The sequence below is a fragment of the Rhodococcus sp. IEGM 1409 genome (genome assembly GCF_030056735.1).
Taxonomy (GTDB): domain Bacteria; phylum Actinomycetota; class Actinomycetes; order Mycobacteriales; family Mycobacteriaceae; genus Rhodococcus_F.
Window position 1 is genome coordinate 704,193 of sequence record NZ_JASHKN010000002.1, and the last position, 14,319, is coordinate 718,511.

Genomic DNA, 14,319 nt, shown 5'->3' on the forward strand with positions numbered 1-14,319 from the left:
AGTATCTGCCGGACGGCCGATACCGTCGTGCCGGCCTTCTACGATCTTCCCTGCGGAAGCTAGCTGCTTCCGTCGTCTATCGCACGGGCGAGGGTGGAGAGGGTGCGCTTGCGGTGGGTTGTTGCGGGTTGCACGGTGTCGGGCCAGTCTGCAGTTTCTTCCAATGCCCAGTCGGCCCATTCTGCGATGTGGTTGAAATGGCCGATCATGAATCGGTTGGCCAGTGCCATCAGGTGATTTTGTTGGGGGAGCGTGCCGGCTTCGGGGGCCGAAATTCGTTGTGCGTGTGAAACGAACAGACTTCGGGATTGAGTTGCCTGTTCGCGCATGGTGGTCAGGTTGGACCGCAGGTCGTCGATCGTCCCTTGGTGGGCGAAGATCACGCGGATCATGCCTTCGAACTGCAAGGCCGGCGGCGTGGACTGGGTGGCGAGCCAGTCGCTCAACGCGGTTCGGCCTTCGTCGGTGATGGAGTAGACGGTGCGGGAGCGCTGAGTTCCTTTTGTGACCGTGGTGGCCGTGACCAGGCCGCGCTCGAGCAGTATTTTGGGGGCGTTGTATCGCTGTCGGTCGGCGGTTGGCCACAATTCGGCGACCCCGCGTCCGACCTGCTCGGCGATTTCGTATGCGGACCAGTCCTTGGCTGTCAGCAGTCCCAGGATCATGTACGAGGTGGGTGTGAGATCACGCTGAGCCACATGGCTCCCTTCGCTCCGCGGTTGGCATCCAAGCCTACAAGTGTTACTTCCCTTCGCCGTTCGCATCCTCGGTGTCGGCGATGTCGTCGGATGCATCCTGTGCGGGTTTGCCGTAGATGAAGGGGACGAGCGCTCCAGCGACGGCAGACGCCGGCGCGAAACCCTCAGCGGTTGGTGCCAGATTTCCCCACACCACCATGGTCACATCGTTGACCGGGTCGTACCCCATGAAGGAGTTGTAGCCGGGAAGTTCGCCGATATGGCCGTACATCGGACCCATTTGAGCGATGCCGTATCCGTATCCCGCAGATCCTTCGCCATCTGTGGGTTGCACACTGTTCAAACGCAGCTCGTGTGTGGCCGGAGTGAGGAGTGACCCGGTGCCTAGAGCTTTGACCCATGTCGCCATGTCGTTCGCAGTCGAGATTCCCTGACCTGCGGACCACGTCCACGAAGGATTGTGCATCGTGGTGTCGGTCGGTCTTTCGGTGCCTGCAGCGATCGCGTCGAGGCGAGATTGCGGGAGCGCTTGTTTGCCTTCGCCGAGCGTTTCGACGTTTCCACTGTAGGTGTAGCCGTCTGCATAAGGCGTCGGGATGCTGGTGTCGGTGTTGGCAGGAAACGATGTCCCGGTCAGTGCGAGTGGCCCGAAGAATCGGTCCGCGAAGATCTGCTGAATCGGCTTGCCGTCGAGCTTCTCGGCGATCAAGCCGAGTAGAACGGTGTTGGTGTTGGAGTAGTGGTAGCCGGTGCCGGGCGCGAAATACGGCGGCTGGCTCAGGCCCATCGCCAGTAGCTCCTCGGGTGCCCACACTCGTTCCGGTTGCTCGTCGAGCGCCCGGTTGAGCTCGAGGGTTTCGGTGTAGTTGTACAGGCCGCTACGCATGTCGAGTAGGTTGCCGATTGTGATGTTGTCCCCGTTGGGGACATCGGGGCGGAACTTGCTGACCGGATCGGTTACCGCCAGCTTGCCCTCGTCGACCAACTGCAGGATTGCCGTGCCGGTCCAGGTCTTGGTGTTCGAGCCCACGCGAACCTTGGTGTCCAGCGTGGGAGGTTCGTTCACACCTTCTCGGACCGAACCCCACGTGTTGACGTACTTCTGCGTCGGTGTCGTGATCATGACCACCATCGCGATCTCGCGGAACTCCTCCGCCTTCTCGGAGACGACGGAATCCATTGCAGCGCTGTCGAAAGACAAGACAGCGCTGTCCGCAGATCCGGCGGAGGTCGGCGCTGACGAGGAGGGGGACGCGGAATCGGTTGCGGACGAACAGGCTGAGAGCAATAACGCCGTGGCGATGCCGACCACGGCCACTTTGCGAACCTTGACGTCGTGTCGTGACGTCGACTTCCCATCAGAGTTCATGAACTGACTTTAAGCGATACTGCACTCTGCATGCTGCACTTTGCAGTAAATTACGACAAATCAGTCATGCATCCTCAGGAGCGTCCATGCCGTACACCGCATCAGCTCGTGCCTTCGCTGCCTTGGTCAGCGTCGGCGTAGTCCTCACTGCATGTTCGGCGCAGCCGTCGAATTCCGATGTCGCATCGGCTCCCGCGCAGCAAATTCCGCAGGAGGCAACCCGCATCATGACCACCGATCCATACGCCATGGCTCGGTGGTCGTATCTCGTAGTCGACCCCGACACAGACGAGGTGATCTACAGCAACAACGCTGACAACTCGATGTTTCTGGCCTCACAGACCAAACATTTCACCGTCGGCACCGCCTACGACACCCTCGGCGTGGACCACACCGTCACGACCCCCGTATATGCCACCTCCGTTCCCGTCGACGGCACCCTCACCGGAGATCTCGTGCTCGTCGGCTCCGGAGACCTTGCGCTCGGCGGGCGCAATGCGGCACAAGGCCGCTTCGACTTCGCCACCGACGGCATCGACCACGTGTACGCAGACGCCCTACCCGGAGCCGTTCTCGCGCCCGGCGACCCCCTTGCGGGCCTGAACGATCTCGCACGACAAGTAGCCGGCTCCGGCATCACTCGTGTCAACGGCGACGTCCTTGTCGACCCTCGTCTGTGGGACACCTACGCAACCGTCGAAGGCCTCGTCCCGTCGATCTTCGTCAACGACAACCTCGTCGATATCCAGGCGAGCCCGGGTGCGGTAGGTGAGCCCGCCACCATCGACATGCTCCCCGGAAACAGCCTGTTCCGCGTCGATGCGCAGGTCACCACCGGTGAAGAAGGTAGCGACTCGACCCTGAAGGCGGCAGCCGATCCGTCCGATCCCACCCAGATCAACGTGACCGGTTCGGTACCGGCTGGAAAGACCTCGCTGACTGTCTATCGCATCACCGATGCAGCTACTTGGGCCCGTCATCTGTTCGTAGAAGTACTGCGTCGCAACGGAATCGAAGTCGCGACGGTATCTCGTACCAACAACGCAGCTGCTCTGCCGGCCGATCGGACATATGCCGGCAGTCGACAAGTCGCGAACCTGCAATCGGCACCACTTTCGCAGTCGGGAGGGATGATCCTCGCAACCAGCTACAACACCGGCGCCAACACGTTCTTATGTCTGTTGGCGGTAGCAGCAGGATCATCGTCGTGCAGTGACGGTTTACCTACCGTCCGGGCACTCGCGGAGAAAGCAGGTATTGCAGCTTCCGATCTTGTGGTCATGGACGGTCAGGGCGGAGATCCGTCGCAAGCGACACCCGCGGCAGTCGTCGACTGGCTCGACTGGGTGGACCAGCAGCCCTGGGCGGACGACTTCTGGGCAGGTCAACCGGTGCTCGGTGAGCGAGGTTCACTGTCCGGCGTCGGAACCGACAGCCCCGCGAAGGGGATGGTCATCGGTAAGACGGGAACATCCGCCGACGTCGAACCCGACACCGGCAGGTTGATCGTCACCCTTCAGGCGCTCTCGGGTTACATGATCACCCCCGACGATCGCCGACTTCTGTTCGTCGTAGCCGTCAGCGATGCAGTGTTTCCCGATCTGCCTCGTGGAGTCTTCCAAGTCGGGGGTGACGTGGGCGGTGTTGCCGCTGCGTTCCAACAAGCACAGACGAGCTGACACGGGACGAGACAGAGGTCCGGCGGTTCGGGCACTCATTCCTTTCGAATGAGGCACGAACGATGTAGGCGCACGGAGTGTCAGCATTGGCGCGCAGCGGTATCGACTGCGTCCCGATGAGAAACGAGTTTTGACATGGGTTCCGTTATCGGAGATCTCCTCCCCATAGCCGTCGGTGTCGCCGTGTCGCTGGTAGCCGTCATCGCCACTATCTTGATGTTGCTCTCCAAGTGAGCGGGTAGCACCAGCGTCGCAGATGATGGACCGTCCGCCACGGTTTCGTGGATCAAACTAGCCCTCGGTGTCCTCCTGTTGACGGTCGGGGTCAAGCAGTGGCGGGGGCGCAGCGGCGAACACGAAACACCGAAGTGGATGCAAGCCATCGACGAGATGACCGCGGTCAAGGGATTGGGCCTCGGATTCGCGCTCGCCGCGATCAACCCGAAGAACCTGTTCATGTGCATCGCGGCCGGAGTGTCGATCGGTTCGGCGTCGCTGGCGACCAGCGGAGTGATCACCTCGATCCTCGTCTTCACGGTCATCGCCAGTTCAACTGTCGCGATCCCGGTCATCGGATACCTGGTGGCTGCCGATCGCCTGCGCGAGCCGTTGGCCAGGCTCAAGGTCTGGCTCCAAGATAACAACACCACGGTGATGAGTGTGTTGATCTTGGTCGTCGGAGTTGTTCTGATCGTCAGAGGAATCGGCGGGATCTTCTGAAACCCGTTCGTTCACCTGCTTTGAGCTCAGGATTCCTGGGGTGATTTTCCGATCAGGCTGGCTTCACCGCGTAGTCGCCGTCGGCGTGGCCGATCAGTTGCCATCCGCCCTCGATCGGGGACAGTCGGACGTCGGCGAGATTCGTGATCTCGAGCTGTGGCTGGTGGGCGCCGGGGTACCAGGCCTCGACCCGTCCGATGCCGCTCCCGGTAAACCCGTCACGCGATACCTCTGTCAGCACTCCGGGTGCTGCCCGCGGATACGCTCGCGAGAGTGGCACTGCGAATCCCTCTACGAGCCCGAGTGATTCACCGGACGGGCAGTCGATGCGATTCAGATTTCCCTGTGGCTGGTGGGTATTTCCGTCGCGAACCGGGTGGGGGTCACCGCACGCCTGTGTCCACGACCACCACGCGCCGCCCATCCGGTACTTGTCGGTGGCATCGACGAAGCGGTCGACGTCTGCTCCCTGCTCATCGGCGTCCCCGAACCAACCCCATTCGCCCGTCCACAACGGGGCGTCGTACCAGGCGGCGGCGCGGTCGGCGATCCGAAATCCGTCTTCGATCGCGGGGAATTCGCTACTGACCGTGATTGATTCGCTGTAGAGGTGCGGTGAGAACACCACCAGGGGATCGGTCAGGTACTTGCGCGGGGGCAGTGCGTCGAAGCCGAATGCCGACCAGATCGCGCTGGGTTCGAAGAACACGAGGTGCGGGAACCCGCCTGCTTCGGCTTGCCGGATGGCGTCGGTGGCGCGCTGGTAGAACTGCCCGATCTGATCAGCGGCGGTGAAGGGGTCACGCAGGCCGGGGTTCGGTTCGTTCAACAGGTCGTATCCGGCCACCGCGGTTTCGTTCTTGAACTCCGCGGCCAACTTCGCCCACGTCGCCACCAAACGACTCTGGATTCCTTGCTCGTCGTCGTAAAACGCCTGGAAGGCATGGGCGATCGCCGGTGCAGCTTCCCGGAGCCCGCCGATGTTGCAGGTTGTCCATCCGCCGGTCAGGGTTGCCCACTCGGGTGCGCCGTCCCAGCCGACTCCCGGCCGCATGAATGACGGGCACGACTGGTCGCTCGGGGTGCCGACGTACGGGCCCCATGCGTCCTGATGCATGTCGAGAACGGTGTAGATGCCGTGGTCTTTCGCATCCTCGACCGCTGCGCGAATGCGGTCGACGTACGCAGTGTCGAATGCACCGCGGGTCGGTTCGAGGAGTGACCACGCGACGTTGAGTCGTACGACGTTGAAGCCCAGCGCTGCCATGTGCGCGAAGTCCGTTCGTCCCAGCGGCGTAACGGTGGGTAGTCCGGTGCCGTTGGTTGCGTAGTCGTTGAGCCCGTTGGCGTTCACGCCGCGGAGCAACACCGTTCGTCCGTCGACGTCCTTGATCGTGCGATCTGCGACGGTCAGTTGGGGGAGAGACCAGCCCGATTCCGGTGGTGCGGCGTGAGCGGCCGGAGCTGCAATCTGAAGTGCCAGGATTGCAAGGGTGGCAAGCAGCAGCGCGCGCATCCGTAAACCTTTCTAGACAAACGTCCAATTCCGAGATGAGGCTAGCGTGACAACGCCATTGTGTGGGCCGCTTTGCGCTGTGCTCAATGGGCATAGTTTGCCGCACGCGTCACTCGGTCTATCTGGAATTGGGCACACGAGGCGTCGCCCGGACGGGACTGGCGGTGAATTAGACTCAGCGCGTGGCACTCTCTCGGACGCAGATCTATACTTTTCGCCTTCCTCCCGAGATGGCTTTCGCGTTGGGGCACAACACGTTGACGGCCATGTTCGGCAACGTGAGGCAGGTCGGCCCCACAGCGCTGCAGTCAACCTCGAACATCAGCTTGTCGAGTTGGGGCGAGCACGTGGTGATCGAGGTGCGTCCTTCGCCAGGTGGGTCCGCGGTGGCGGTCACCAGTAGTTCGGCGCTCAGCACGCAGTTCCTTGACTGGGGGAAGCATCGAAAGAACATTGATCGAGTGTTTGCTGCCTTCGCGCAATCCGTCGATGCGACCCAACCGTCAGTGTGAGATGACAGGCGTCGGAGCCCATGTGTCGGTTGTCTGACGCGCTTCGTGCTTGCTCTCGAGATAGTTGAGAAGGATATCGAGAACCGGATGCGGATTGTCCTCCCGCCAGATCAGTGAGTGTGGGTATACGGGCGTTGGGTTGTGGAGGGGAATGCGTCGCAAGTCGTAACCGGCGGGCCAGAGGTATCGATCTCCTTGGCCGACAAGTGTTGCCAACTCGGCAGATTCGGCGATTGCGTCGAGGAGTGCCTCGGTTCCGAAGTTTGGGCCGATCGCATCAATCGTAAGTCCGAATGTGGACGAGAGTTGGTCGTAGTACTCGGACCACTCGGTGCCTGGGACGATGCCGGGAATCCAGATCCGGTGATCGGCGAGTTGAGTCGGGGTGACGGACGGCGACCCGGCGAAGGGGTGCGAAGGTCCGACCAAGACTTGGAGTGGATCCTCGAGTAGGCCGGTAATTCTGATGCCGCCAGGTATTTCACGGCTCGTCTTCGTCACCGCGCGGATGGTCGCGTCGATCGCGCCGGATCTGACGGCTGCGATCGCGGCATCGGCGTTCGAGGTAGACAGAGTGACTACGTCGAGGTCGATCCCGGGGTTGGCGCGGTAGAAGTCCTGGATCAGAACGGCTGGCGCGATCCGACGGTTGAGGACATCGACGCGCAGTGCACGCCGGCCCGGATGCACAGAGGCGACGGCTCGCTCGTGTACTCGAAGGAATTCGCGTGCATGGGGCAAAAGCGCCTGCCCGTCGATCGTGATCTGTGCGCCCCTCGGCGTGCGGTTGAACAGTCGGACATCCAATTCTCGTTCCAGCGCGATGATCCGCTTGGAAGCCGCCTGCTGGCTGATCGACAGCTCGTCTGCTGCTGCTTGAAACTGCCCGAGATCGGCTGCCACGACGAAAGTTCGCAAGGTGTCGAAGTCCATCTCTCGATGATAAGTACACGACCGATGGTTGTGGCACGGACGCCTCGCAGTTGATTGCTACAGGTCACACGGCTGTGATTCGATCCTCGTTGTCGAATATCGGTGGTCACAGGGGGTGGACGTGGAAGCTGAAAACGTGCGACTTGGTCGAGAATTCGGGTGGCTGTGGTTCGCGTACGTCTCCAGCACGGTCGGCACCTGGGTGGGATTCGGTGCTCTACCCCTGATCGCGATCCAGGTTCTCGATGTCAGCACCTTCCAGGTGTCCATGCTCGCGGCCGCCGGGCTGGCAGTCGGTGCCGTGATTGCAGTACCTCTCGGCGGGAAGGTCGAATTCCTCCGCAAGCGGCCAGTGATGATCACGACGGACCTTGTGCGGTTTTGTGCACTGATTTGCGTCCCGGTGGCATTTGCCCTGGGCTGGTTGACATTCACGCTGCTGCTGTTGGTCTCGATCGTTGTTGCGGCTGCCGATATCGCATTCATGGCAGCAAGCGGCGCCTATCTCAAGTACCTGGTGAAACCCTCGCAACTTCTGGTCGCCAACGGGAAGTTCGAATCCACGATGTGGGCTGCGACCGCAGTTGGTCCGCCGCTGGGTGGTGCAGCAATCGGATTGTTGGGTCCGGTTGTCACGGTGATCGCCAACGCCGGTTCATTCCTGGCCTCGGCAGTCGGGTTGTATGCCATCCGAGGACAGGAAGTTCGCCCCGATCGGCGCGACGAACCGACGCCGACTCTGAAGGCGATGTTCGACGGTTGGAGATTCATCCTCGCCGACTCCGAACTGCGGCCACTCTTTTTCAACACGGTCTTGGTCAACGCACTCATCATGGCGACCGAACCACTGCTCGTTGTTCTGCTCGTGGGCGAACTCGGGTTCTCGCCTTGGCAGTACGGTCTTGCATTCGGCCTTCCGTGCCTCGGTGGCTTGATCGGCGCTCGGTCGGCTCCGCGGCTGGTCGCGCGGTACGGGCGACGCAGAGTAATGATCGTCTCCGGTGTCCTGCGAGCCTGCTGGCCGGTTGGACTTGTGTTCGTCGCCCCAGGTGTCGGCGGACTGGTGGTTGTCATCGCAGTTGAATTCGTCTTGATCGCTTGCATGGGAGTTTTCAATCCGATCTTCGCGACCTACCGACTCGAACGGGTTGCGACCGATCGTGTGGCCCGCGTTCTGACGGCCTGGTCAGTGACCAGCAAGGCCGTCATCGCACTGCTCACTGCCGGGTGGGGTGTATTGGCGGTGTTCACGGGTACGCATGCTGCAATTGTCATTTCCGGTGTCCTGCTACTTGTTACGCCGATCTTGCTCGTCCGCAGTGCCTCCGAACCTCGACGAACGCCGGGGGAAAAGGAGACGGAGGGCGCTACTCCTCGCTGATGGAGGTGTTTCCTTCGTTCGATTCTCGCTTCTGCGGAGCGGGCCAATTGGTCAGCATCGAATCGAGTGCCTCGAGGATCCTGGACCAGCTTTCGGCGCTGTCCGGTGCGCTGTGGCTGAACGATCCACCCAACTCTAGGCTGGCGTACCCATGGAAAACGCTGCCGAGCAATCGAACTGCGTGGGTCTGATCGAGATCGGTGAGGTTGTACCCGCGCAGAATTGATCGCATCATCTGTGAGTGTCTGAAGCCCGCGCTCGCGGCCGCGGCCTCCGGTGTGAGGTGCATCTGTGACGCGGCGTATCGGCCGGGGTGCGCCCTCGCGTAGTTGCGGTACACGTTCGCGAAGGTGGTCAAGGCGTCGCCGCCGGACCGACCGGCCACGGCGTCGGCAGCCTGGTCGGCCATCTCTTCCAAAGCGAGCAGTGCGATTCTGGTTTTGAGGTCGTTCGAACTCTTCACGTGGGAGTACAGGCTTGCAACCTTGACGTCGAACGCTCTGGCGACTGCCGATACGGTCACCTGTTCGAATCCCATCTCGTCGGCCAATTCGGCACCCGCCTTGGCGAGTCGTTCGGGTGTGAGTCCTGCGCGAGGCATGTCCGTTGGTCCTGTTCGTCGAGAAGTAAACCGCTTGCCTAAATAGTATAGGCAAATTACAGTGTGCTGTAGTTAAAATTTTCGCGACCTAACTACAGGTGAATGAGATGAACAGCCAGAGCAGCTGGATTACTACCGCAATTTCCGAGAACATCGTGCGCGGAGCCCTCGAGCTCGAGCGGACCGACCGAGGTGTGCTGACACACCGTCTGCCCGCCAGAGCTCGCACACAATTCGCTGACGGGCAGATGGCAATGGCGCAATCACAACCGTCCGGAGTGCGGCTGGTGTTCCGAACCAGCGCTACGGCCATCGAACTCGACACTCTGCCCACGAAAATGATTTACACCGGTGCCCCACCACGACCGCAAGGGGTGTACGACCTGATCGTCGACGGCGAACCAGCCGGGCACGCAATCGCTACGGGCGGCAACACGGTGACGATCGACATGGCCACCGGTACCGCTCAGAGGCAGTCCGGGCCCGTCAGCACCATCCGTTTCCCGGACCTGCCTGCGCGATCCAAGACCGTCGAGATATGGTTGCCGCACAACGAAACCACCGAACTTGTCGCATTGCGGACCGACGCCCCACTCGAACTCGCGGTCGACACGAAGCGTCGCGTGTGGCTCCATCACGGGAGCTCGATCAGTCAAGGCTCCGGCGCTGAAAGTCCCTCCCGCACTTGGCCCGCTCTTGCAGCCTCCCTCGGCGGAGTGGATCTGATCAACCTCGGGTTCAGCGGCAGCGCGCTGCTGGACCAGTACACCGCCCGCGCGATGCGAGACACCGCAGCTGACCTGATCAGCATCAAGATGGGCATCAATCTGGTCAACTCCGACGTGATGCGCCTGCGGGCCTTCACATCGGCAGTGCACGGCTTCCTCGACACGGTCCGCGACGGTCACCCGGTGGCTCCACTCCTGATCGTTTCACCGGTCTATTGCCCGATTCACGAGGACACGCCGGGACCTGGTGCTTTCGATTTCGACGCGCTTGCACGAGGCGAACTGCGATTCGTTGCTACCGGAGATCCCGCCGAGCGTGCAGCCGGAAAGCTGACGCTGCGCTCTGTTCGGGAAGAGTTGGCGCGCATCGTAACCCAGCGAGCGATCGATGATCCCAATCTGCATTACGTCGACGGGTGCGATCTCTACGGTGCGGCCGAGAACGAAGAGTTGCCGCTTCCCGATCAACTCCATCCGGACGCTGCGACGCACCGTCTCATCGGCGAACGCTTTGCCCAACGTGTATTCGCAGACGACGGTGTATTCGCCGGCTAGGAGTGATCGCGCAATCTGGTTCGATCTGAGTTCACACGATTTGACCCTGACGTAGCGTGAGGGCTCACGATGACTTCATGACCGATACTTACCCAGCATTCGACATCAGCCCCGTCCCTGTCCCCACAAACGATGCCGCGCCCCCGGAACAGTTCCGAGGTCTCTACGGTATGCCGATGTTCGTGTCGGTTCCGACTTCGGATCTGGCCGAATCGGCCGACTTCTGGATCCGCGGGCTCGGTTTCTTCGACCTCTTTTCGGTACCGGATCGACTGACGCACTTGCGCCGCTGGGCATTTCAAGACGTTCTGCTCGTGCTCGGCGAGCGGGTAGCGTCGCCACCGTCCGTCAGTGTGAGCTTTGCGTGTGTGCTGAGTCAGATCGATCAGATAGCAAAGGCGTGTGAGGAACTGCGGCCCGGATGCACCAGCGGTCCACACCTGAGGCCGTGGAATTCACTGGAGTTGGAGATTGTGACACCGGAGAACGCGCGCGTGATCATGACGGCCGCTCGTCCGTACGACCCGAACAGTGCCGAGGCCGAGTATCTGCGAGGTATGGGAATTGACGGACCTGACGACTGAGCAGAGGTCTGCCGCGGTGGTCTCCCGAGCAGCGTCTGTCAGACTGGATGCCGTGACGGAGCAACTCTTCGGAGACGACGCAGACAGTGCTCTCACTGTCGGTGCTGCCGCATCACGACTGGGCATAACCGTACGTACCCTTCATCATTGGGACGCAATCGGTTTGGTGCGCCCGTCCGGGCGCAGTGACGGAGGCTACCGGCTGTACACCGACGCGGACCTCGGCCGCATTGGCCGGGTGCTTGTCTACCGTGACGTGGGCCTGTCGCTCGACGAGATCGGGATATTGCTCGATGCGCCCGCAGCCCACGTGGACGAGACGCTGCGTGGGCAGCGCGCCGAGTTGCGGCAACGGATAGCCGACTTGGCGGAACTGGGCGAGTCCTTGGATCGCATCATCGATGCCAGGAAGTCGGGTGTGCTGTTGCCGCCAGACGAGCAGGTGTCGATCTTCGGCCGACACTGGCAACCGGCATGGGGACCGGAGGCGAACGAGCGTTGGGGCGACAGCGCGCAGTGGGCGCAACACGCGGAACGGTCGGCAGGTAGGACAGTCCCGGATTGGCAGAAGATCGCCGAGTGTGTCGAGATGCTCAACGATGACCTGGCGCTGGCGTGCCGTTCCGGTGTCGAACCTGGAAGCGTCGAGGCGAATTCGCTGGCAGAACGACACCGAGCGTCGATCGGCGTCTACTTCGACTGCACACATTCGATGCACGTGTGTCTAGGACGGATGTACGTTGCCGATCCGGGCTTCTCTGAGTTCTACGACACGGTCGAGACCGGTCTGACTGCGTGGCTCCACGCCGTCATCGACGCGAATGCTCGGGCCCATGGAGTTGACCCCGAATCGGCAACGTGGGTGTGAGTGAGTCGGTAGTCGCTGGTCGGACGCAGCGATTGCACCGGACAGCTCATCAGTCCAACGACGCGCAGGCAGTGCACCACGGTCGGCCGTCGACCCCGGGGGCACGATGGGACAGTGCGATGCGGGCGGCCAAAATGCAGCTTTCGTTGTCGTGATAGACGTCGAGATCCGAAGGAACCGTCGAGTGGAACGCCGGGACCTTCATGTCTACCTCCGTTGTGACTTGCCAGGGAGTTGGCTCGTTGCGGCAATCCTCCCACCCCCGAGGTCATCTCGCCTGTCGGCGGAAGCGTGCGTCAAGGCGAGGCGATCAGAAGTGGTGAATCGTTCTCGACGAGGAGTGCTTGGTCATCGTTGAGGAAGGTGAGCGGGTAGACGGTTTCGTAGGTCTGCTTGATCCGGGCGATGAGTTCTGGCGGGTAGGGAGGCAATACTCCGTCGGAGTGGGGAATGACGACGGTATCGACGAGGGCGAGTCCGGCGTGGTCGGCGAGATCGGGTGCTTCGGACGGATCGTCCATCAGCGAGACGGGTTCGATGCTGGGACCGGTGATGATCGAACCAGCGCTTGATCCGATGTAAGGAAATCCGGCTCGGACTTTCTCGACGAGTACGTCGCCGGTGCCGTTGCGGCGCAGCGCGGACATGAGCACGAAGGTGTTCCCGCCGGCTACGTAGATTGCATCGAGTTCGTCGAGGACGGATCGGAACGTGCCTGCCTGGTCGTGGTCACTGGCAGTGACGTCGGTCAGGGAGTATCCGAGCGCGGCGAGGTGCCCGCGTTCGGCGGCGACAAATTCTACGCCCGAGTAGGGGAGCGATGCGTCGTTGAGGTAGCCGATATTGATCTCGCCGGGTACCCGGTCGATGTGGGTGGAGATGAAGTCGGGGACGGCGCCGATGCCGAGGGAGAGCAGAAGTAGGGGCATTGGCCGACCTTATGGGTAGGGGCCGACACGTGCTGCCCGCGCCGCGCGAGTACGCAGCCGCACAACGACTTACAGGTGTGATTGCTTGATCGCCTTGCCGGCCGAACAGATGCCTACTGCGCGCGGTGTGATCTTCGACGGCGCTCACCGCAGAGAATCGCGCAGGGATAGGCTGGACGAATGCGTGGAGAGTACAAGGTTCCTGGTGGAAAACTGGTCGCGGTCGACGTCGAGGTGGCGGACGGTCGGCTGGCCGAAGTCGCAGTCTCGGGGGACTTCTTCCTCGAGCCCGACAGCGCGCTCGACGACATCAACGCAGCGTTGCGCGGAATGCCCGCCGACGCGGATGCAGAACAGTTGGCGCATGCCATCTCCACTGCGCTCGACGAGTCCGTCTCGATGATCGGCTTCACGCCGCAGTCGGTCGGTATCGCGATCCGGAGGGCGCTCGGCCACGCCACGAGCTGGGCGGATCACACTTTCGACCTCATCCCGCCGGTGGTACTCGATCCTGCGATGCACGTCGCGCTGGACGAGGTCATCGCGCGTGAGGTTGCATCGGGCGAGCGTCCGCCGACACTGCGATTCTGGGACTGGGACTCGCCGTTGGTCGTAATCGGATCGTTCCAGTCCGTGCGTAACGAGGTCGACTCCGAGGCGGCTGCCCGGCACGGCATCGGCGTGGTGCGCCGGATCTCCGGTGGCGGCGCGATGTTCATGGAACCGGGCAACTGCATCACGTACTCGTTGGCAGTACCGGCGTCGTTGGTCGAGGGATTGAGTTTCGAACAGTCCTACGCGTTTCTCGATCAGTGGGTCATGGGAGCGCTGGCCGAGGTCGGTATCAACGCTCAGTACGTGCCGCTCAACGACATCGCCTCGGACAAGGGCAAGATCGCCGGCGCCGCTCAGAAGCGATTCGCTTCCGGCACGGTGCTCCATCACGTGACCATGGCCTACGACATCGACGCGGAGAAGATGACGAAGGTGCTGCGAATCGGACGAGAGAAGATGTCGGACAAGGGAACCAAGAGCGCGGCCAAGCGCGTCGATCCGCTGCGTTCGCAGACCGGAATGACACGGGCAGCAATCCTGGAGTCGTTTGCGGAACACTTCCGAGGCCAATACGACACCCGCGACAGCGATTACACGGACTCGGAGTTGGAGCAGGCGCGCAAACTGGTGGACACGAAGTTCAGCACCGAAGCGTGGACTCACCGCGTCCCGTGACGCCGGCGCTCCGAGA

14 protein-coding genes and 1 pseudogene are annotated in these 14,319 nt (G+C 61.9%); 8 read left to right on the forward strand and 7 right to left on the reverse strand.

Translation table 11 applies throughout. The features are described from left to right. Positions 1–59 precede the first annotated feature (59 nt). Both QM716_RS09315 and QM716_RS09320 read right to left on the reverse strand, forming a co-directional pair. A complete protein-coding gene (locus QM716_RS09315) occupies positions 60–698 on the reverse strand; it encodes a PadR family transcriptional regulator (RefSeq protein WP_283303868.1) in 639 nt (212 codons plus the stop codon). 43 nt (positions 699–741) lie between these two features. Next, positions 742–2,067, reverse strand: a complete 1,326-nt coding sequence (locus tag QM716_RS09320; protein WP_283303869.1) for a serine hydrolase domain-containing protein — start codon at positions 2,065–2,067, stop codon at positions 742–744. Between the two features lie 86 nt (positions 2,068–2,153). Between QM716_RS09320 and QM716_RS09325 the strand changes: the two genes are divergently transcribed. Beyond that, complete coding sequence (locus tag QM716_RS09325) at positions 2,154–3,746, forward strand: D-alanyl-D-alanine carboxypeptidase/D-alanyl-D-alanine-endopeptidase (RefSeq protein WP_283303870.1); 1,593 nt, start codon at positions 2,154–2,156, stop codon at positions 3,744–3,746. Between the two features lie 135 nt (positions 3,747–3,881). Continuing rightward, a pseudogene (locus QM716_RS09330) lies at positions 3,882–4,466 on the forward strand (GAP family protein). 52 nt (positions 4,467–4,518) lie between these two features. Here the strand turns inward: QM716_RS09330 and QM716_RS09335 are convergent. After that, positions 4,519–5,982, reverse strand: a complete 1,464-nt coding sequence (locus QM716_RS09335; RefSeq protein WP_283303871.1) for a glycoside hydrolase family 5 protein — start codon at positions 5,980–5,982, stop codon at positions 4,519–4,521. Positions 5,983–6,164: 182 nt separating this feature from the next. Here QM716_RS09335 and QM716_RS09340 point away from each other — a divergent pair, with 182 nt between their 5' ends. Beyond that, positions 6,165–6,494, forward strand: coding sequence for a hypothetical protein (locus QM716_RS09340; RefSeq protein WP_283303872.1), 330 nt, complete (start codon positions 6,165–6,167; stop codon positions 6,492–6,494). On the opposite strand, the gene QM716_RS09345 is transcribed toward QM716_RS09340, so the two are convergent. Then, complete coding sequence (locus QM716_RS09345; protein ID WP_283303873.1) at positions 6,486–7,427, reverse strand: LysR family transcriptional regulator; 942 nt, start codon at positions 7,425–7,427, stop codon at positions 6,486–6,488. The genes QM716_RS09340 and QM716_RS09345 overlap by 9 nt on opposite strands. A 121-nt stretch (positions 7,428–7,548) precedes the next feature. Here QM716_RS09345 and QM716_RS09350 point away from each other — a divergent pair, with 121 nt between their 5' ends. Continuing rightward, positions 7,549–8,808: an MFS transporter gene (locus QM716_RS09350; protein ID WP_283303874.1), complete on the forward strand. Its 1,260-nt coding sequence runs from the start codon at positions 7,549–7,551 to the stop codon at positions 8,806–8,808. On the opposite strand, the gene QM716_RS09355 is transcribed toward QM716_RS09350, so the two are convergent. Beyond that, positions 8,795–9,409 (reverse strand): TetR/AcrR family transcriptional regulator, encoded by a 615-nt coding sequence (locus tag QM716_RS09355; protein WP_283303875.1) that lies wholly within the window; start codon positions 9,407–9,409, stop codon positions 8,795–8,797. The genes QM716_RS09350 and QM716_RS09355 overlap by 14 nt on opposite strands. 107 nt (positions 9,410–9,516) lie before the next feature. On the opposite strand from QM716_RS09355, the gene QM716_RS09360 reads away from it, so the two are divergent. From QM716_RS09360 to QM716_RS09370, 3 genes are all read left to right on the forward strand, one after another. Then, the gene (locus tag QM716_RS09360; RefSeq protein WP_283303876.1) at positions 9,517–10,692 is read left to right on the forward strand and encodes a GDSL-type esterase/lipase family protein; all 1,176 of its coding nucleotides are present in this window, start codon (positions 9,517–9,519) and stop codon (positions 10,690–10,692) included. 77 nt (positions 10,693–10,769) lie between these two features. Next, positions 10,770–11,276, forward strand: a complete 507-nt coding sequence (locus QM716_RS09365; RefSeq protein WP_283303877.1) for a VOC family protein — start codon at positions 10,770–10,772, stop codon at positions 11,274–11,276. A 52-nt stretch (positions 11,277–11,328) separates the two neighbouring features. Then, on the forward strand, positions 11,329–12,144 hold the full coding sequence (locus QM716_RS09370) for a MerR family transcriptional regulator (protein ID WP_283303878.1): 816 nt from the start codon (positions 11,329–11,331) through the stop codon (positions 12,142–12,144). 49 nt (positions 12,145–12,193) lie between these two features. On the opposite strand, the gene QM716_RS09375 is transcribed toward QM716_RS09370, so the two are convergent. Further along, positions 12,194–12,349: a hypothetical protein gene (locus QM716_RS09375; protein WP_283303879.1), complete on the reverse strand. Its 156-nt coding sequence runs from the start codon at positions 12,347–12,349 to the stop codon at positions 12,194–12,196. A gap of 91 nt (positions 12,350–12,440) precedes the next feature. Continuing rightward, positions 12,441–13,073, reverse strand: a complete 633-nt coding sequence (locus QM716_RS09380) for a Type 1 glutamine amidotransferase-like domain-containing protein (protein ID WP_283303880.1) — start codon at positions 13,071–13,073, stop codon at positions 12,441–12,443. A gap of 180 nt (positions 13,074–13,253) precedes the next feature. On the opposite strand from QM716_RS09380, the gene lplAB reads away from it, so the two are divergent. Beyond that, a complete protein-coding gene (gene lplAB / locus QM716_RS09385; RefSeq protein WP_283303881.1) occupies positions 13,254–14,303 on the forward strand; it encodes a lipoate-protein ligase LplAB in 1,050 nt (349 codons plus the stop codon). Positions 14,304–14,319: the final 16 nt, after the last annotated feature.